The sequence below is a fragment of the Pseudomonas syringae genome (genome assembly GCF_023278085.1).
GTDB classification, from domain to species: Bacteria; Pseudomonadota; Gammaproteobacteria; order Pseudomonadales; family Pseudomonadaceae; genus Aquipseudomonas; species Aquipseudomonas syringae_Q.
The window spans coordinates 3,180,001-3,198,043 of the sequence record NZ_CP066265.1; the positions used below are offsets into that span (position 1 = coordinate 3,180,001).

Genomic DNA, 18,043 nt, shown 5'->3' on the forward strand with positions numbered 1-18,043 from the left:
CATCTACATTATGTTCGGACACAAGGCCGGGGCAGACAACGGCGTTCAGACGGCAGCGCTGGGGGTGATCATTGCAGCGATCTTTATCGGACCTGTCGGCGTGGTTCACGCAGGCTGGGCGCTACTGGACATCTCGCTGATACCCGCCGCACTGGGCGTTGCCATCCTGTCGACTGCCCTCCCCTATAGCCTGGAGATGGTCGCCTTGACGCGCATGCCGGCGCGCACGTTCGGCACATTGGCTAGCCTGGAGCCGGTCTTCGCAGCGCTATCAGGATTGATCTTTCTGCACGAAAACCTGTCATTGACCCAGTGGCTGGCAATCGGCGCGATCATCATTGCCTCGATTGGTGCGACGCTGAGCTCGGCACAGGAGAAACCTCAGCTGGTTCCGGCTGACTGAGCGACGACTCAGGGCGAGAAACGACATGGCACTAGCATTTGTCACGCGCTTGAGCCATGTTAAACACCTGATTGATCTGTTTAAGATTTTTGCGTTGGGGTCTCATCGGCGTGCGAGTCACCCACTGCGGGGACAGCAGCCCCTATTGACCGTCTAAGGACAGGAATGAAATTCATTTTTATCGTATTGGCCATGCTTGTGGTGGCCGGCTGTGCGGCGACATCCAAACCGGTCATGCAAGGCAAGCGTGGCATTCATATCAATTGCTCGGGGCTTTCATCGTCCTGGGCAAAATGCTATGACCTGGCGACCAATGCCTGCACCTCGAAGTCATTCAAGGTGATTGCCAAATCCGGCGACGTCGCAGAAGAGCCAGAAGATTATCCGTTCGGGCTCAATCCGGCAGGCTATACCAGTCGCAGCATGATCATCGTCTGCAGAAAACGCGCTCCACTGGCTGATCCACTGCCGCAGCACTGAAGCTGCGGCAATGCCAAAAGCCTTCCCCTAGACCGCTACGGTGCGCGCCTGTAGCCAGAGCAATGCAGCGCCCCGCAGAAGCGGACTCAGTCTGGCCCTGACGTGAGCATGGTAGCTGTTCAGCCAGTTGCGCTCCTCTTCGTTCAACATTGATATCTCAATGCAGCGTGTATCGATCGGGCACAAGGTCAGGGTTTCGAAGCGCAGAAACTCACCAAACTCGGTGCTGCCTGCTGGCTGATTGATCACCAGGTTTTCGATACGTACGCCCCAGCGACCCGGCCGATAGGTCCCAGGCTCGATGGACGTAATCATTCCCGGCAACATCGCTGTCTGAGGCGTAGCCGGTGCCTGATAGGCGATAACCTGCGGCCCTTCGTGGACGTTCAGGAAATAGCCGACGCCGTGCCCGGTGCCATGTCCGTAATTCACGCCTTCCGTCCACAGGGGAGCGCGCGCGATCGCATCCAGCAGCGGCGAAAGAATACCCTTCGGAAAATGCGTGCGAGACAAGGCAATTACGCCCTTCAGCACTCGCGCACAATCCTGTTTCTGTTCAGCGCTGGGCGTTCCTATCGCAACCATGCGGGTGATATCGGTTGTGCCACCCGGGTACTGCCCACCCGAGTCGATCAGCAACAGTCCATCACCCTCGATGCGCGCGTGCTCGGCTTCGGTCGCGCGGTAATGCGGCATCGCCCCGTTGGCATTGAAGCCTGCGATGGTGGCAAAACTGGGGGATACGTAACCCGGACGCCGCTCACGCGCCTGCGTCAGCATTTCATCGATGGTCAGTTCGCTGACCGGCTGACGACCCAGGGCACTGTCCAGCCAGGCGAAGAACTCGCACAGCGCTGCGCCGTCCTGCTCCATCGCCTCTCGGATATGAGCAGTGTCGGTTTCAGTCTTCTGTGCTTTCAGAAGCGTGCTCGGGTTTAGCCCTTCGACCAGCGTGACTTCACTGTCCAGGTAATCGAGCAGACCACAGGTGACTCGCGCCGGGTCGACCAACAGCCGCGCGTCTTTCGGCACCTTGCGCAAGGCCGCGCCGATCTGCGTGTATTCGGCGATGTTGACCCCGTCACGTTCAAGGCTGGAGCGGACGGCTTCGGGGACTTTTTTCGAGTCGACGAACAGCGTGACGCCGGTAGGCCCGATGACAGCGAAGGATATGAACACAGGATTGTAGGAGACATCGGAGCCACGCAAATTGAACAGCCAGGCAATGTCATCCAGTGTGGCGATGAAGTGCCAGTCAGCATTGCGTTCGGTCATGATCTTGCGCACCTGAGCGAGCTTTTCAACGCGCTTCAGGGAAGCCTGCGGCGGCAAGTGTTCATACACCGGAAGCGTTGGCAACGCAGGACGATCCTGCCAGAGCTCTATCAGCAGATCGATATCGGTACGCAGCCGCGCACCCCGCTCATAAAGCTTGCTGGCCAGCGTGCGCGAAGAGGCGACCGCCAGAACAGCACCGTCAACCGCAACCACGCTTTCGGCCTGGGCCTGCTCAGCCAGCCATTCCAGAGGGCCTGGCTGACCTGGCAACAGCTTGACCAGCTCGATACCGCTGCCAGCCAGCTCCTTGGTGGCTTGCTCCCAGTAGCGACTGTCAGCCCATACGCCTGCGAAGTCGTGGGTGATGATCAGCGTACCGACCGAGCCGTGAAAGCCGGACAGCCATTGGCGCCCCTGCCAGTAGCCGGGCAGGTACTCGGAGAGATGAGGGTCCGCTGACGGTACCAGCCAGGCATCGATGCGCTCGCGCCTCATCAAGGCGCGGGTTTGCGCCAAACGTTCTGCCACGTCTGCACTGGCACTGGATTGCGTACTCATTGAGTCTCCTGCTGAACCGGAAATTGACGGCTGTCGTGGGTTCAGATAATGGAGTACTCATCGAGCCTGAGCAACCGCCCAGAACGCTGGCCGGGCAAGACAGTCCCGGACAGCCTCGGCGGCGTGTTCGATATCCTGGTCCCGCGTGAAACGCCCAAGGCTCAGGCGAATGGTCTGACCCGCCGCCTGTGGGCTGTGCCCCAGAGCCAGGAGAACATGCGAGGGTGCGCTCTTCGCCGAATTGCAGGCCGAGGTAGAGGAGAACGCCAGCCTTTCACCCAGCGCCTTTACATCAAGATCTCTGTTACCAAACGTAAGACTGAGTATGTTGGCAATCCGCTGTGTGGGACTGCCGTTGATACACAGCCCGGGGATATCCGCGAGGCGTTCGCATAAAAGCCCGTTCAGCCGCCTTGTTTCAAGGATCTCCTGATCAAGCGCCTCGGCGGCCAGTGCAAAGGCTGCGCCCATTCCGGCAATCTGATGCGTCGCCAGCGTGCCCGAACGCAGGCCGCATTCATGCCCGCCACCGTGGATCTGCGCCAGAACGCGCTGTTGCGCACGCGGGCCTACGTACAGAGCACCGATACCCTTGGGCCCGTAGATCTTGTGTGCAGAGAACGACATCAGGTCTACGGCAATCTGGCTCAGGTCGATCGGCAATTTGCCAGCACCCTGAGCCGCATCCACATGCAACAGCGCGCCGTGCGCACGTACCCGCCTGCCGGTCTCGGCAATGTCGTTGACCGTGCCCAATTCGTTGTTGACCAACATCAGTGAAACCAGAAATGTATCGTCACGTAATGCAGCGCTGACCGCATCCGGACTGATCAGGCCATCAGCGTCCGGGGCCAGCCAGGTGACGTCGATACCCTCCTCCTGCAATTGACGGGCAGTATCAAGTGTTGCCTTGTGCTCGATCTGGCTGGTGATGATATGACCGGTTACGCGTCCACCGTCTGCCGCAAGGCGCTTTGCGCGTTCGTGAGCCACGCCCTTGATTGCCAGATTACTGGACTCGGTAGCACCAGAGGTCCAGATGATCTGCGTAGCCTGCGCACCGACCAGGTTCGCTACCTGCTGGCGAGCCTGCTCTACCGTCAGGCGGGCTCTTTGCCCGAACGCATGAGAACTGGAAGCAGGGTTACCGAAGTTTCCCGACATGCCCAGACAATCAACCATCACTTTGATGACTCGCTCGTCCACCGGTGTGGTGGCCGCATAATCAAAGTACAGCGCTGACTCTTTCATGAGATTTCCTCTGAATGGCACAGTCCGGATGCCCTGCTCGCAGCAATGGGCATTGATCTGGTCGCGCAAACCGCGCCTGGACGTAGTGCCATCACGTGACGAACCATGAGGAGATAATGCATCAACCGACATAGAACTAAAAATTCTAATTTAGAATTTATATATAGCTTAATGGAATATAAAGATTGATTGTTCACCAAGATCGACCAGAACCCGATCTGACAGCAATCGACTGTTGCTGCAGCAACAGCCGTTCAACAGTTATCAGCTGGCGCATCAGTTATTTTTATCAGCGGAGGTTATGTGGAACACATTCTGGGCCCGCTCAGCCGGGCAATTGGGAAGATTCCGTGAGGCTGGCACACTAGCTGCTTGGCAGGGTGACGCTTATCGCAAGGAATTCCCGCATGCTCGTTGTTTCACTTTCCGGCAGTCCGTCCCTCAAATCCCGCTCGGGTGTTGTTCTCGCCCACGCCAGCAGCTGGTTGCAGAGCCATGGTGTTGCAGTGACCACATTACGCATTCGCGACTTCAATGCCGAAGACCTGTTGTTCGCTCGCTTTGACAGCCCGCAGGTGGTGGAGTTTGTCGAAGCCGTCAGGCAGGCCGACGGTTTGCTGATCGGGACGCCGGTCTACAAGGCGTCATTCTCCGGCGCGCTGAAAACCCTGCTCGACCTGCTGCCGGAACGTGCCCTGCACGGCAAAGTGGTGCTGCCACTGGCAACCGGCGGCAGCATTGCCCACATGCTGGCGGTGGATTACGCGCTCAAACCGGTGCTTTCAACCCTCAAATCCCAGGAAGTGCTGCACGGCATCTTTGCCATCGATACGCAGATCAGCTACGGCGACAATGAAGAAGGCGGGACACTGGACGACGTCCTGATCGAACGTCTGCACGAAGGGCTGGAACACTTCTATCACGGCCTGCAACGCCGATTGCAGGCACGTCATAAACAGGCAGGCGGGCCTTTACAACTGGCGCTATAGCACCGGAGGGCCTCTGATGATTCGTTGTTGCCAGGTTTAATGCTCGACAAACAACGGATACAGCGATGCGACCAGCAAGGCGGCCATCACACCGTTGAAAATCCGCAGCCCGACGGGATCGCGCAACACGTTGCGCAGCAGGCTGCCGAAACCAGCCCACACGCCGACGCTGGGCAGGTTGATCAATGCGAATACCGCCGAGATCACCACCACGTTGTAGAAATAGCCCTGCATCGGCGTGTAGGTGCTGATTGCCCCGATCGCCATGATCCATGCCTTCGGATTGACCCACTGAAAAAGCGCCGCGTTCATGAAACTGAAAGGCTTGCCTTTGCTTTCGATATTTTCGGCGGCCGGGCCTGACGTGGCGATCTTCCAGGCAAGGTACAGAAGATAGGCAGCGCCCACATAGCGCAGAACGGTGTAAAGCACCGGCCATGCCTTGAACACGCTGCCGAGCCCGAAGCCGACTGCCAGCACCAGAACGAAAAAGCCGACGCTGATGCCCAGCATGTGCGGGAGGGTGCGGCTGAAACCGAAATTGACGCCTGACGCGAGCAGCATCATGTTGTTCGGGCCAGGCGTGACTGAGGTCACAAAGGCGAACAGCGCGAACGCCAGCAGTAGATCAAATGAAAGCACCATCAAGACTGTCCAGATCAATGAGTCGGGCACTCACCCTATCGAACGCTCGACAGGAAACACACGGACAGTTGGGCGAAACTTTAAGCCATACAGTTCGGCAAGAAATGAAAATGACGCAGACTGTCAGCCTTGTGGCTGCAGTGTTTGCGAACCCAGATCAACGTTTACTTCACCGCCCTTGTCGAAATCACGCGCCTGTTGAATTTGCGGATCTGCCATCAGTTGCGCCTTGCGTGCCTGGTACTCATCAAACGACAGGCCACGACGGTTCAGGTCTTCGAGGGCCAGTTGATGGCTTTCCTGAGTACTGAACGGGCGCTGCTCGACCGCATGATGGGTGGAACAGCCAGAAAGCAGGGCTACGCTGAATGTCAGGACGAGCGCAAAGGCAAACAGCTGGTTCATGTGAGGTCTCCGGGAGGGCTTCATTTCGGGAATGAAGCAAGGTTACGCCCGCGCCTGCCGCAGCAAAAATCAACCGCCGTGATAGTGGCTATCGACTTGCCCGCGCATTTTCGATCAATACCTCCCGCAATGCCTGTGCGGCTGCCGACAGCTTGTGGTCAGCGAGCATCATCAAGCCGATACGACGTTCGATGCGCGGTTCGACCAGAGCGATGCAACGCGCGCCCAATTCCTGCATCTGACCGATGCACAGCGACGGCACCGCGCTGACGCCCAGACCGTTGGCAACCATGCGGCCTACCGTGGAAAGCTGATGACTTTCAAACGCCACCGACAGCTTGCCGTGCCAGGGCTCGATAGCCTGCTCCAACAGCAGGCGCACGGCGGAAGGTCGTTGCAGGGCAATGAAATCTTCGCCCAACAACTCCTCCCATGACACTTCACTGCGCTCGGCCAAGGGCGAATCCTGCGCAACCACAGCCACGAAGCGATCCATGTAAAACGGCGTAAACAGCAAAGCGCTGCTGGACTCGGGTTCGAAACCGATCCCCAGTTCGACACGCCGATGGCGGACCATTTCCAGCACTTGCTCATTGACCACGTCATGCACCGCGACATTGACCCGTGGGTAACGTCGGCGAAAAACCTTCAGCGCTCCGGGCAGCAGGTTGCCTGCAAACGACGGCATCGCCGCGATGGAAACCCGGCCCATTTGCAGGGTGAAGCGCTGACGCAGCAGCTCCTCGGTATTGTCCCAGTCCGCCAACAGCTGTCGCGCCAGAGGCAACAGGGTTTCTCCTTCAGGCGTCAGGCCCACGCTGCGCGTGGTGCGCGTCAGCAACTGGCCGCCCAGATCCTCCTCCAGCGCCTTGATCATCAGGCTCAGTGCCGGTTGCGACACGTTCAGCCGCTCGCCGGCCTGAGCAAAACTCAGGTACTGCGCGACTGCCAGAAAAGCCCGAAGCTGCTTGACGTTCATATATTTGTTTTTCTTATCAATTGATCAGAAAAACAAAATTAACAAATCATTGATACCGGGAGAAGATGCAAGCCATACGATCCTTCGGCAATACGATTGCCGGTCAACAACTATAAAAGGCGGATCATCATGGCTGGACTCGACAAACGAGTAGCGACCTACGAAGAAGCCCTCGCCGGGCTCACTGACAACATGACCGTGCTGTGCGGCGGTTTTGGCCTGTGCGGCATCCCGGAGAACCTGATCGCGCAGATCAAGCGCATGGGTATCAAGGGCCTGACCGTGGTCTCCAACAATTGTGGCGTCGACGGCTTTGGGCTGGGCATCCTGCTCGAGGACCGGCAGATCCGGAAAATGATTTCGTCCTATGTCGGCGAGAACGCGCTGTTCGAGCAGCAGCTGCTCAGCGGTGAACTGGAAGTCGAGCTCACCCCGCAAGGCACCCTTGCCGAAAAACTGCGCGCAGGCGGCGCTGGCATTCCAGCGTTCTATACCGCGACCGGTTACGGCACACCCGTGGCAGAAGGCAAGGAGACCCGTCAGTTCAATGGTCGCAACGTGATTCTGGAAGAAGCCATTACGGGTGATTTCGCACTGATCAAAGGCTGGAAAGCCGATCATTTCGGTAACGTGATCTATCGTCACACCGCGCAGAACTTCAATCCGGTCGTCGCGACGGCGGGCAGGATCACGGTGGTCGAAGTCGAGGAAATCGTCGAGCCGGGCGTATTGCTGCCGACTGAGATTCACACGCCGGGTATCTACGTGGACCGCGTGATTCAAGGCACCTTCGAGAAGCGCATCGAACAGCGCACCGTCAGAAAAGCCTGATCACCCAGCCTTGTGCGGCCATACAACAACAAAGAGATTTCAGACCATGGCACTTTCCCGCGAACAAATGGCTCAACGCGTCGCTCGTGAACTCAAGGACGGCTATTACGTCAACCTGGGCATCGGCATTCCGACGCTGGTCGCCAATTACGTGCCGGACGATATCGACGTCATGCTGCAATCGGAAAATGGCCTGCTCGGCATGGGCGCGTTTCCGACCGAAGACACCATCGACGCCGACATGATCAACGCCGGCAAGCAAACGGTGACCGCGCGTATCGGCGCATCGATTTTCTCCTCGGCTGAATCCTTCGCCATGATCCGCGGCGGCCATGTCGACCTCACAGTGCTGGGCGCTTTCGAGGTGGACGTCGAAGGCAATATCGCGTCGTGGATGATCCCCGGCAAACTGGTCAAGGGCATGGGCGGCGCGATGGACCTGGTGGCCGGTGCCGACAACATCATCGTGACCATGACCCATGCTTCAAAGGACGGCGAATCCAAACTGCTGCCGCGCTGCAGCCTGCCACTGACCGGCGCGGGCTGCATCCGCAAGGTGCTGACCGACCTGGCGTACCTTGAAATTGAAAACGGCGCCTTCATCCTCCGCGAACGCGCTCCGGGTGTCAGCGTGGAAGAAATCGTCGCAAAGACCGCAGGCAAACTGATCGTGCCGGATGACGTGATCGAGATGAGTTTCTGAGGGTTCTGCGCCTCTCGATCCGATGCCCGCAGCATGGCGCAGCATTTTGACGCAGAGCGCCGGAACGAGAAATGTATCTGAGTGCGACTCTCGCTCCCACGCTCCAGCGTGGGAGCGCTGTTCTGGACGCTCTGCGTCCGATCTGGCGTGCACGGTTGCGTGCTAACACCGCTTTGCGATCTCCCCCACTAATAATTACAAAAAAGAGGTGCCTCTGATGGCCGCCAACATAGAAGAAAGTCGTTCCGCCCGGTTTGCCCTGCGCTGTGCCGCCTGGGCCGAGCGCTGGTTTCCTGATTCCTGGGTGTTCGCCGCACTGGCGGTGGTCATCGTCACCCTGGCAACGCTGGCCATCGGGGCGCGTCCGGCCGAGGCTGCCAAGGCATTCGGCGATGGTTTCTGGAGCCTGATTCCGTTCACCATGCAGATGGCGTTCGTGGTCATCGGCGGCTATGTGGTCGCCAGCTCGCCGCCTGCCGTGCGGCTGATCGACCGCCTGGCCAGAGTGCCGCGTAACGGCCGCTCGGCAGTGGCCTGGGTGGCGCTGATTTCCATGCTCGCCTCGCTGCTCAACTGGGGACTGTCGCTAGTGTTCGGTGGTTTGCTGGTTCGCGCCCTCGCCCGCCGCACTGACCTGCGCATGGATTATCGCGCTGCCGGCGCCGCTGCCTATCTAGGGCTGGGTGCGGTGTGGGCGCTGGGGCTGTCATCTTCGGCCGCGCAATTACAAGCCAATCCGGCCAGCCTGCCGCCGTCGATCCTGTCGATCACTGGCGTGATCCCGTTCACTGAAACCATCTTTCTCTGGCAGTCCGGTGTCATGCTCGCGGCGCTGGTCGTCATCTCGCTGATCGTGGCTTACGCCACCGCGCCCGGCCCAAACAGTGCCCGCGATGCCAAAGCCTGTGGCGTTGACCCGGCATTCAATCTGCCGCCGCTGCCTGCGCGCACCCGCCCCGGCGAATGGCTGGAATACAGCCCGCTGCTGATTATCCTGATGGTGCTGCTGGGCGCTGGCTGGCTGTTCAGCGAATTTTCCAGCAAACCGGCGATTACTGCGATTTCCGGGCTGAACACCTACAACTTCCTGTTCATCATGCTCGGCGCACTCTTGCACTGGCGGCCGCGCAGCTTTCTCGATGCCGTGGCGCGTGCCGTGCCGACCACCACCGGCGTGCTGATCCAGTTTCCGTTGTATGGCTCGATTGCCGCATTGCTGACCACCGTCAAAGGTGGTGACGCGCAAACACTCGCGCATTACATCTCGACCTTCTTCACCAGCATTGCCTCCCACGATACCTACGCGATCCTGATGGGCGTCTACTCGGCCATTTTGGGTTTCTTCATCCCGTCAGGCGGCGGCAAGTGGATCATCGAAGCACCTTACGTCATGCAGGTGGCCAACGACCTGCAATACCACCTCGGTTGGGCCGTGCAGATCTACAACGCCGCCGAAGCCTTGCCGAACCTGATCAACCCGTTCTACATGCTGCCGCTGCTGGGCGTATTGGGCCTGAAGGCCCGGGACCTGATCGGCTTTTCGTTCGTGCAGTTACTGGTCCATGCGCCGCTGGTGCTGTTTCTGCTGTGGGCGCTGGGCACGACGCTGACCTACACGCCACCAGTCATGCCCTGACGTTAAAGCTGGCCGAACGAGTAGTCGCGCTCGACTTTGCAGACCCGCGTGGTAAACGCCTGATACCAGCGTGCGCGGCCCTGCTCGCGGACCGCCGCGTGTTCGGCCCGCTGTTTCCAGGCCAGAATCGCGGCTTCGTCGGTCCAGTAAGAGACCGTCACGCCCAGCCCATCGTCGTCGCGCACCGACTCGACACCGAGAAAACCCGGTTGCCGGCTGGCCAGCTCGACCATTCGCTGTGCAGCCTCGCCATACGCCTGATTGTTGTCAGGCGAACGCAACGAGGTGAACACCACCGCGAAGTAAGGCGTCGGAAAGCGTGCGGCGATCACGATTTGTCGCTCTGAACAGACGAGATGCAAGCGCGCATAAATGCCTCGACCACAGGCGCAATCATGCCTGCCAACGCAGCGCGCTCCGGCTGGAACAGTGTGGCAACGAAAAACGGGTGGCCCTGTAATTCCATGCAGCGCACCTCACCTTCAGGACCGCGCCCGCTGATTTTCAATTCAGCGCCGAACAGCGACGCTTCCAGCTCGCGGCGCAGGCCATAGCGACAGTGATAGCGCTCTTCGATATCCAGCGTGCCATAAGCGCGAGCGATCAGCGTGTCCGGCAATAAGTGAATGGGCGCCAGCGCATCGACCAGCGAGCAACTGAGCGGTTCGATGATCACGTTTCCTGCGTCAGGCGCGGTTTCGCCATGCTCGGCGTCCGCCCAGCCCAGGCAATTGCGTGCGTACTCGACCAGGGCATGCTGAAAACCACCGCACGTCCCCAGAAACGGAACATGCTTGTCGCGGGCGAAACCAATGGCTGTCAACGCACCCTGCATGTCCAGATACGGGCTGCCCGGCACGCACCACAAGCCGTCGAACTCGCCAAGACGTGCACCGTCGCCAATCTGCGCCGTCGGTAACCACGTAACCTCAACCCGCGCCTGCAACGCGTCGGCGGCCATCTGCAATGCCAGCGGAATCGCCTGATGGGCCGCCACCTCAGCGATGAAATCCCCTACCAGCCCGATGTGCAACTGTTTTACCGCTACCTCTGCTACTGCGCCCATGCCCTGCTCCCTGTCCGGTTTTTGTGAAATCCGATCGGACTATAAACAGGCAGAAACGCAATCAGAATGGGCGAACAGGCAAATCATTTATGCAGCGCTGCACTGTTTTATTCGGTAACCGGCGTCAGTACCGGCTGCCCGGAAAAGAATGCCAGCAGGTTATCGTTGACCATTTGCACGCTGTCTCTCGACGCCTCGGGCGACAGGCCCGCCACGTGCGGCGTAAGGACGACATTGTTGAGGGTCTTGAGCACGTCCGGCACGTTGGGCTCGTCGTCGAAAACGTCCAGCGCCGCTCCGGCAATCTGCTGGTTCTCAAGCGCCCTGACCAGCGCATGGGTATCCACGACGCTGGCGCGGGCAATGTTGACCAGAAACCCTTCGGGGCCCAGCGCTTCCAGCACGTCTGCGTCGACCAGATGTTGCGTACCGTTGCCACCGGGCGTGGCGATCACCAGCACATCCGACTCGGCCGCCAGCGCCTGCGCCGTGGCATGCCAGGTGTAGCTGCAGTCGTTGCGCGGCTTGCGATTGTGATAACCGATGACGATGTCGAACGCGGCCGCCCGTTTGGCGATGGCCAGCCCCACAGCCCCCAGACCGATGATGCCCAGACGCTTGCCTGCCAGTGACGGGCGTACGACCTTGCGCCATTCGCTGCGGCGCACCGATGCATCGGCCTGCGGAATGTCGCGCACCAGCGACAGCAACAGCGCCAACGCATGATCAGCCACTGTGGCGGCGTTGACTCCGGCGCCATTGGTCACCGTGATGCCTCGCGCCCTGGCGGCAGGCAGATCGACCTTCTCGTAACCTGCCCCGCTTACGCAGATGATGCGCAAATGCGGCAGAGCATCCATTTCCTCGGCAAAAAACCCCAACGGCCCACGCGTTACCACCGCGCTGATGCCTTGACCATGAGTGGCAATCGCCTCGGCACGTTGCTCGGCCGTCGGCGCACGAATCAGCTGGAAGCCGCTGCTTTCCAGAATCGGCAGATACGTGCCCAGGCTTTCAACCAGCACCAATACCGTTGTCATGTACGCTCCCGTTCGATCCGTAAAACACTGACAGTAACGCGACTCGAAGCACTTGTGCAGCGTCAATGGCGCTCGCCTTGAAAAAAGCCTTCGCGATAAGGCCATTCGTTCATAAAGTGGACGCATTTGCCGGACAGACTGAGGCTCAACCGACCTCGACAACACGATAGTGCGCTATCGTTGCTCGCAGCGACGCGCCCCGTGTCACGTTCGACTGGCGCAACCGAACGCACTCTGCAAACAAGGAACCACCCGCCCATGCAAGGATTTTCCACCACGCTGTTGAAACGCACGCTCCTGGCTGCGGCTGTCATGTCGAGCCTGATGCTGTCATCGGGCCTGGCATCGGCAGCGGAAGCGCCGGGCAAGCTGTTGAGCGAGAAATACGGCCTGCCATGGCCCGCCGCAATCGCCCACCGCGGCGCCTCGTTCGATGCCCCGGAAGAGACCATCCCGGCGTACACCCTGGCGCGGGATCTGGGCGCGGACTATCTGGAAATGGACATCCAGCGCACCAGGGATGGCGTACTGATTGCGCTGCACGATGACGTGCTGGAACGCACGACCAACATCGCTCAAGTGTTCCCGACGCGGGTCAAGGACCCGGTCAGTTCATTCACTCTGGCAGAGCTCAAGCAACTGGACGCTGGCTCATGGTTCAACAAGGCCTACCCGGACCGGGCTCGCGACAGTTACGCCGGGTTGCAAATCCTTACGCTGGACGAAGTCATTGATATCGCCGAGGGCGGCGCCAACAAGCCAGGGCTGTACATCGAAACCAAGGTGCCGAACAAATTTCCCGGTGTCGAAGCCGACCTGAAGAAGGCACTGACCAAACGCGGCTGGCTGACCGAACGTCCGGCCGCCGCTGCAGGACACGTCAACGTCGCGCATATGCCCGGCCGCGTGGTCCTGCAGACCTTCGAGAAGCAGAGCCTGGAACTGCTGCAAAAAGAAATGCCGAACGTGCCCAAGGTCATGCTGTTATGGATTGGCGAAGGCTCGATCGAGCCAAAATCCAGCGTCGCGTTCAAAGACTCCGGTTTCAAGGACAAGGCCAGCTATTACGGGGCGCAGGAAGTCAAATCCCCGGAGGAGTTCGCGCAGTGGATTGACTGGGCCAAGGCTCACGGGGCCATCGGCACTGGCCCTTCGGCAAAACTGGCGCAAGGCGGCGACCAGAGCTACATGGACCTGGTCAAGCCCTGGATGAACAACCTCACGCATGAAAAAGGCCTGGTGATCCACCCTTATACCGTGGACGACGAAGCCGACTTCAAGCGGATCAGCAAAGACGGTGCCGACGGTTTCTTCACCAACCGTACCGCAGAACTGTTGAAGTTCTACGGTCGGCCGGCCAAGGAAAGCATCGACGCGATTCTGAAGCGTAACGGCTACTGATCGAATGACAGGCCACATCCGGCGATGTGGCCTGTTATCGACTCATCAGAAATCGAGGGTGCCCGACAGTTTCAAAGTGCGCGGCTCACCCTGAGTCAGATAGCCGCCATTGGCTGATGCCCAGTAGTCCTTGTTCATCAGGTTCTCGACGTTGGCACGCAAGGTCACGTCCTTCTGCGCAACGTTGAAGGTGTACCGTGCGCCCAGATCGAAGCGGTTCCAGGTCGGAATGCTCAACGCGTTGGCGGCGTCGACATACTGCCCACCGGTACGCAACATGCGCGCGCTGACCGCAGCGCCCGCGATACCAGGTACGTCCCAATCGGCACCTGCGTTGAACTGGAAGGTCGGCACGCCGATGGCCCGGTTGCCGTCGTTGCTGCCGCCCGACGTGCCGCTCACCTCGGTGTCCATCAGGGTCAGACCGGCCAGCAGACGCAGGCCGCTGACAGGCTCGCCAAAGACGTTCATTTCCACGCCGCGGTTGCGCTGCTGGCCATCACGGACGTAGCGCGACGCGGTGCCTTCCAGCACCTGGTAGCCATCAGCCGGTTGCTCGATGCGGTACACGCCCAGGCTCGCGCCAAACGTGCCCATGTCCAGCTTCACGCCCGCCTCTACCTGCTTTGAACGCGATGGAGGGAAAACCTCGCCGGGGTTGACAGTCACTGTATCGGGAGCCGTTGGCCCTTGCGCCAGACCTTCAATGCGGTTGGCGTAGAACGACACATATTGCCAAGGCTTGAACACCACCCCGTAGACCGGCGTCGTGATTGCCTCGTCATACAGGGCATTGCGCGGGCCACTGCCGTATTCGTAACCCTGCACACGCAATTGCTGGCGACGCAGGCCTGCGGTCAACAGCAGTCGATCATCGAAGAAACCCAGCGTGTCGGAAAACGCGACGCTGCGCATACGGCTCTTGCCGACGATGCCGGGGTCATTCAGGTCGCCGGCGGTGAAACTGTCGAGTGCCGGGCGCTCCTGAGAAACAGGATCATACAGGTTGTTGCTGGAGGTGCTGCCGAACAGATACGCACTGCGCTGCTCGGTCCAGATGCCGGACAGCCCGAAGTTGACCTTGTGGCTGACCGCGCCGGTCTGCAACTTGCCATTGATACCGGCCATGGCCGTCTTGTTGTCTTCGTCGTGCGGGATGAAAGACGGTGCGGCCGTGGTGTTGCCTGCGTCATCGTGGACGGTTGGCGAGCCATAAATGCCCACCTCGCGCGTGTGCTTCGCGCCTATTGCGGCATACAGCGTCCAGTCTTCGTTGAGGTCGTACTCGGCACGGCTCATGCCAAAGGTGTCTTCGGTTTCGGTCCAGGTCCAGTTCGGCGCGTAGTTGGTATCCGAGTCCGGAGCGTGCGGCACGCTGGTCAGGGCGCTGTCGACAAACACCGTGTTGCGGCTCTGATTGATACGTTGTTTCTGGTAAGCGAAGTCGCCGGAAAGGCGGAAGTTGTCACCCCGATAATCAAGCCCCAGGGCGAACAGCTTGCTGCGATGCTCTTCGTCCTCGACCCCGGTTTCGCCTTCGCGCTGGGACAGGTTGAGGCGTGCGCCGAAACGATTGTCTTCGCCGAAACGCTGACCGAGGTCCAGGTGCTCGCCGACCCGGCCGTCGCTGCTGATGTCGGTGGTAAAGCGCCGCGTCGGTGTGTCCTGGGCACGTTTGGGCTGCAGGTTGACGCCACCGCCGATGCCCGAGCCGGTTGGCGTTACGCCGTTGATGAAAGCATTTGGCCCTTTGAACACCTCAACCCGTTCCAGTGCGTCGGTGGATATGAGCTGACGTGGCAGTACGCCGTACAGGCCGTTGTAGGAAATATCATCGGTGGTCAGTTTGAAGCCGCGAATCACGAATACTTTCGAGGCGTTGGCATAACCGGATGACTGGCGTACCGATGAATCATTGAACAGTACATCGCCGACGTCTTCGGCCTGCTGATCTTCGATCAGTTGCTCGGTGTAGCTGGTCATGGTGAACGGCACGTCCATGATGTCGGCATTTCCCAGAACGCCAAGCTGCCCGCCACGCGCTACTTGCCCGCCTGCATAGACGGGTGGAAGGGCATGCGGGTCGGCCTTGTCGGCACTGATATCGGTCTCTCCCAGCACCATTGGGCCGTCCTGCTGGCTGGCAGCAGCGGTAGCGGCCCAGGCCGGAGAACCCATGGAACAGCAAAACGCGAGCAACGTGAGGCGCATCGGAAAAGAGGGGGTGTGCATGAAGAGATCCTGCTAACGGGATAAGCGAGATCGGAAGAGACCTTCCTGGAGATGACCGACTCAGTTGATGCGAAATGCTATCAGATGTTACTGGGAATGGTTATCGTTTATTTGTCTGCGAGATGTTACAGCGTGGAACTTGCGCCTATTCTCGCTCCCACGCTTTACGTGATAGCGCATTTCGTAACGCTCTGCGTCACACAGCGGTTCTGTGATGGCAGTGAAATCAAGGTTCGACTCAGGTCACCTTTTCGCCCCTCGGCGACTCACTTTGAAAGGGCCAAAGTGAGCAAAGCCCCTGGCTCCGTTTCCGGCCCGACTTCGTCGGGTTCCTTCGTCCTGACCCTGATCCGGGGGTCGCCGCAACGGGCCATCCATGGCCCGGTGCGGCTAACTCGGCGTCCTTGCCGAGTTACCCCCGGATCAGGATCAGGACTCAGCCGTCACTTACGTCGCAATCGGTGTCGTCAGGGCTATCGCGATCGAAAAAGCACATCTAAAGCATATTTAAGGCACATCTAAAGGACATCAAAAGCACATCAAAAGCACATCAAAAGCACATCAAGCGCAGTAGCTTCAGGCGAAACATGACGTTGTGACGTGACGGGGATTAATGAAGCGAAGCGTGGTGCACTGCTTGTCAATGCACAGTGGCATGGGGGGTGAACATTTGCTTAGCGCGATAAGCACCTATCCGGCAATGCTTTGAAACAGGTCGGCGACAGCCACCTGCCCCCTACTCTCGTGTAAGCTCACACGCTGTTGGTTTTCCCATCGAGAGGCCTATGCAGTCCACTTTCCGACGCTCGACCCTGGCAGCGCTTCGCGGTTTTGCCTTGCCGAGTGATGCTATCTCCATTGTTCCTTCTGCTGCCGACTATCGGCGTTGTCTGCTGGAGAAGATCGCTTCTGCCACGCGCCGTATCTACGTCACCGCGTTGTACCTGCAACAGGACGAGGCAGGCCAGGAAGTGCTCGACGCCCTGTATGCCGCCAAGACAGCCCGGCCAGAGCTGGATGTGGCGGTGCTGGTGGACTGGTTTCGTGCGCAGCGGGGCCTGATCGGGGCAGGACGGCAGCCGGGCAATTCGACCTGGTATCAGGCGCAAAACCTCGAATACGACGAAGAAGTGCCGATCTATGGTGTGCCCGTGCAGACCCGCGAGCTGTTTGGCGTGTTGCACCTCAAGGGCAGCGTGATTGATGACTGCGTGCTTTACACCGGCGCGAGCATCAACAACGTCTATCTGCATAAACTCGATAAATACCGCCTCGACCGTTATCACCTGATCGAAAGCGCGCCGCTGGCCGACTCCTTCGTGAATCTGGTGCAGCAGGAAATTCTGCCGTCACCGGCGGTGCATCGTCTGGACCTGCAATCGCCACCGAGTTCGCGCAGCCTGCGTAGCGAGATTCGCGCGTTTCGCGGTGATCTGAAGCGCGCAGCCTACGACACCTCGGTGGGCGACAAGGAAAACGGCGAGTTGCGAGTGATCCCGTTGCTGGGCGTCGGCCCACGCAACAAGCTCAATCGCGTTATCTGCGACCTGATCGCCTCCAGCAAGATTCAGCTGACTATCTGCACGCCGTATTTCAACCTGCCGGTGGCCGTGACTCGCGAGATCAACAGGGCCTTGAAGCGTGGCGTGCAGGTCGACATCATCATTGGCGACAAAACCGCCAACGATTTTTTTATCGACCCGGACGAGCCGTTCAAGGTGATCTCGGCCCTGCCCTATCTGTATGAAATCAGCCTGCGACGCTTTGCGCAAAAACACCAGAAGGCGATCGCCCAGCAGCGCCTGAACGTGCATTTGTGGAAGCACGGCGATAACACCTTCCACCTCAAGGGTATCTGGGTCGATCAGCGCTATACCCTGCTGACCGGCAACAACCTGAACCCGCGCGCGTTCAATCTTGACCTGGAAAACGGCCTGCTGATCGATGACCCGCTGGGCCAGTGGACCGATCCGCGCGAGGCAGAGATCGCGCATTTGATGCGCAACACCCAACGCGTCAACCAGTACGATGAGCTCGACACCCTGGCCAACTATCCCGAAGGCGTGCGCAAGTTCCTGCGCAGGGTCAGTCGGGTCAGGGTCGAACGCTTGCTGTACCGGATTCTCTAACCCTTTACCTCACGCGG

17 protein-coding genes (1 of these 17 cut by a window edge) are annotated in these 18,043 nt (G+C 59.4%); 8 read left to right on the plus strand and 9 right to left on the minus strand.

What is annotated here, in order from left to right:
- Both rhtA and I9H07_RS14115 read left to right on the plus strand, forming a co-directional pair.
- Positions 1 to 403, plus strand: partial view of a threonine/homoserine exporter RhtA gene (gene rhtA, locus I9H07_RS14110; protein ID WP_058825118.1) — the 3' portion only. 485 nt of this gene lie to the left of the window's left edge; only the last 403 of its 888 coding nucleotides appear in the window; the start codon falls outside the window, past its left edge; it ends in the stop codon at positions 401 to 403.
- Positions 404 to 568: 165 nt separating this feature from the next.
- On the plus strand, positions 569 to 883 hold the full coding sequence (locus I9H07_RS14115) for a hypothetical protein (protein ID WP_024673024.1): 315 nt from the start codon (positions 569 to 571) through the stop codon (positions 881 to 883).
- A 27-nt stretch (positions 884 to 910) separates the two neighbouring features.
- Here I9H07_RS14115 and I9H07_RS14120 read toward each other — a convergent pair whose 3' ends face one another.
- Positions 911 to 2,719: an aminopeptidase P family protein gene (locus I9H07_RS14120; RefSeq protein ID WP_024673025.1), complete on the minus strand. Its 1,809-nt coding sequence runs from the start codon at positions 2,717 to 2,719 to the stop codon at positions 911 to 913.
- 57 nt (positions 2,720 to 2,776) lie between these two features.
- Complete coding sequence (locus I9H07_RS14125) at positions 2,777 to 3,970, minus strand: cysteine desulfurase family protein (protein ID WP_024673026.1); 1,194 nt, start codon at positions 3,968 to 3,970, stop codon at positions 2,777 to 2,779.
- A 407-nt stretch (positions 3,971 to 4,377) separates the two neighbouring features.
- On the opposite strand from I9H07_RS14125, the gene ssuE reads away from it, so the two are divergent.
- Positions 4,378 to 4,959, plus strand: coding sequence for an NADPH-dependent FMN reductase (gene ssuE / locus I9H07_RS14130; RefSeq protein ID WP_024673027.1), 582 nt, complete (start codon positions 4,378 to 4,380; stop codon positions 4,957 to 4,959).
- A gap of 36 nt (positions 4,960 to 4,995) precedes the next feature.
- Here ssuE and I9H07_RS14135 read toward each other — a convergent pair whose 3' ends face one another.
- The 3 genes from I9H07_RS14135 to I9H07_RS14145 all read right to left on the minus strand — a co-directional run bounded on the left by I9H07_RS14135 (position 4,996) and on the right by I9H07_RS14145 (position 6,988).
- Positions 4,996 to 5,604 carry a LysE family translocator gene (locus I9H07_RS14135; RefSeq protein WP_024673028.1) on the minus strand — a complete coding sequence of 203 codons (609 nt, stop codon included), beginning with the start codon at positions 5,602 to 5,604 and terminating at the stop codon, positions 4,996 to 4,998.
- A 123-nt stretch (positions 5,605 to 5,727) separates the two neighbouring features.
- A complete protein-coding gene (locus I9H07_RS14140; RefSeq protein WP_024673029.1) occupies positions 5,728 to 6,009 on the minus strand; it encodes a hypothetical protein in 282 nt (93 codons plus the stop codon).
- 88 nt (positions 6,010 to 6,097) lie between these two features.
- On the minus strand, positions 6,098 to 6,988 hold the full coding sequence (locus tag I9H07_RS14145) for a LysR family transcriptional regulator (RefSeq protein ID WP_024673764.1): 891 nt from the start codon (positions 6,986 to 6,988) through the stop codon (positions 6,098 to 6,100).
- Between the two features lie 129 nt (positions 6,989 to 7,117).
- Here I9H07_RS14145 and I9H07_RS14150 point away from each other — a divergent pair, with 129 nt between their 5' ends.
- The 3 genes from I9H07_RS14150 to I9H07_RS14160 all read left to right on the plus strand — a co-directional run bounded on the left by I9H07_RS14150 (position 7,118) and on the right by I9H07_RS14160 (position 10,158).
- On the plus strand, positions 7,118 to 7,819 hold the full coding sequence (locus I9H07_RS14150; RefSeq protein ID WP_058391673.1) for a CoA transferase subunit A: 702 nt from the start codon (positions 7,118 to 7,120) through the stop codon (positions 7,817 to 7,819).
- 46 nt (positions 7,820 to 7,865) lie between these two features.
- A complete protein-coding gene (locus tag I9H07_RS14155; RefSeq protein ID WP_058825123.1) occupies positions 7,866 to 8,522 on the plus strand; it encodes a CoA transferase subunit B in 657 nt (218 codons plus the stop codon).
- A gap of 217 nt (positions 8,523 to 8,739) precedes the next feature.
- A complete protein-coding gene (locus tag I9H07_RS14160; RefSeq protein WP_058391671.1) occupies positions 8,740 to 10,158 on the plus strand; it encodes a short-chain fatty acid transporter in 1,419 nt (472 codons plus the stop codon).
- Between the two features lie 2 nt (positions 10,159 to 10,160).
- On the opposite strand, the gene I9H07_RS14165 is transcribed toward I9H07_RS14160, so the two are convergent.
- The 3 genes from I9H07_RS14165 to I9H07_RS14175 form a co-directional block, all read right to left on the minus strand.
- Positions 10,161 to 10,490, minus strand: a complete 330-nt coding sequence (locus I9H07_RS14165) for an antibiotic biosynthesis monooxygenase family protein (protein WP_236423453.1) — start codon at positions 10,488 to 10,490, stop codon at positions 10,161 to 10,163.
- Positions 10,487 to 11,224, minus strand: a complete 738-nt coding sequence (locus I9H07_RS14170; protein WP_236423455.1) for a CTP synthase C-terminal region-related (seleno)protein — start codon at positions 11,222 to 11,224, stop codon at positions 10,487 to 10,489. Before I9H07_RS14170 ends, I9H07_RS14165 begins: the two co-directional genes overlap by 4 nt.
- A gap of 107 nt (positions 11,225 to 11,331) precedes the next feature.
- Entirely contained in the window at positions 11,332 to 12,264 is a 933-nt protein-coding gene (locus tag I9H07_RS14175) for a 2-hydroxyacid dehydrogenase (RefSeq protein WP_024672926.1), read from the minus strand.
- A gap of 258 nt (positions 12,265 to 12,522) precedes the next feature.
- Here I9H07_RS14175 and I9H07_RS14180 point away from each other — a divergent pair, with 258 nt between their 5' ends.
- Positions 12,523 to 13,665, plus strand: coding sequence for a glycerophosphodiester phosphodiesterase (locus tag I9H07_RS14180; RefSeq protein ID WP_058825128.1), 1,143 nt, complete (start codon positions 12,523 to 12,525; stop codon positions 13,663 to 13,665).
- A 45-nt stretch (positions 13,666 to 13,710) separates the two neighbouring features.
- On the opposite strand, the gene I9H07_RS14185 is transcribed toward I9H07_RS14180, so the two are convergent.
- Positions 13,711 to 15,897: a TonB-dependent receptor gene (locus I9H07_RS14185; protein ID WP_236423457.1), complete on the minus strand. Its 2,187-nt coding sequence runs from the start codon at positions 15,895 to 15,897 to the stop codon at positions 13,711 to 13,713.
- Positions 15,898 to 16,682: 785 nt separating this feature from the next.
- Between I9H07_RS14185 and pssA the strand changes: the two genes are divergently transcribed.
- Positions 16,683 to 18,026, plus strand: coding sequence for a CDP-diacylglycerol--serine O-phosphatidyltransferase (gene pssA / locus I9H07_RS14190; RefSeq protein WP_236423458.1), 1,344 nt, complete (start codon positions 16,683 to 16,685; stop codon positions 18,024 to 18,026).
- Positions 18,027 to 18,043: the final 17 nt, after the last annotated feature.

Bases quoted from the DNA above. Each gene is read 5' to 3' on its own strand.
- I9H07_RS14115 (WP_024673024.1), top strand. From the start codon at position 569: ATGAAATTCATTTTTATCGTATTGGCCATGCTTGTGGTGGCCGGCTGT.
- I9H07_RS14120 (WP_024673025.1), bottom strand. From the start codon at position 2,719: ATGAGTACGCAATCCAGTGCCAGTGCAGACGTGGCAGAACGTTTGGCG.
- I9H07_RS14125 (WP_024673026.1), bottom strand. From the start codon at position 3,970: ATGAAAGAGTCAGCGCTGTACTTTGATTATGCGGCCACCACACCGGTG.
- ssuE (WP_024673027.1), top strand. From the start codon at position 4,378: ATGCTCGTTGTTTCACTTTCCGGCAGTCCGTCCCTCAAATCCCGCTCG.
- I9H07_RS14135 (WP_024673028.1), bottom strand. From the start codon at position 5,604: ATGGTGCTTTCATTTGATCTACTGCTGGCGTTCGCGCTGTTCGCCTTT.
- I9H07_RS14140 (WP_024673029.1), bottom strand. From the start codon at position 6,009: ATGAACCAGCTGTTTGCCTTTGCGCTCGTCCTGACATTCAGCGTAGCC.
- I9H07_RS14145 (WP_024673764.1), bottom strand. From the start codon at position 6,988: ATGAACGTCAAGCAGCTTCGGGCTTTTCTGGCAGTCGCGCAGTACCTG.
- I9H07_RS14150 (WP_058391673.1), top strand. From the start codon at position 7,118: ATGGCTGGACTCGACAAACGAGTAGCGACCTACGAAGAAGCCCTCGCC.
- I9H07_RS14155 (WP_058825123.1), top strand. From the start codon at position 7,866: ATGGCACTTTCCCGCGAACAAATGGCTCAACGCGTCGCTCGTGAACTC.
- I9H07_RS14160 (WP_058391671.1), top strand. From the start codon at position 8,740: ATGGCCGCCAACATAGAAGAAAGTCGTTCCGCCCGGTTTGCCCTGCGC.
- I9H07_RS14170 (WP_236423455.1), bottom strand. From the start codon at position 11,224: ATGGGCGCAGTAGCAGAGGTAGCGGTAAAACAGTTGCACATCGGGCTG.
- I9H07_RS14175 (WP_024672926.1), bottom strand. From the start codon at position 12,264: ATGACAACGGTATTGGTGCTGGTTGAAAGCCTGGGCACGTATCTGCCG.
- I9H07_RS14180 (WP_058825128.1), top strand. From the start codon at position 12,523: ATGCAAGGATTTTCCACCACGCTGTTGAAACGCACGCTCCTGGCTGCG.
- I9H07_RS14185 (WP_236423457.1), bottom strand. From the start codon at position 15,897: ATGCACACCCCCTCTTTTCCGATGCGCCTCACGTTGCTCGCGTTTTGC.
- pssA (WP_236423458.1), top strand. From the start codon at position 16,683: ATGCAGTCCACTTTCCGACGCTCGACCCTGGCAGCGCTTCGCGGTTTT.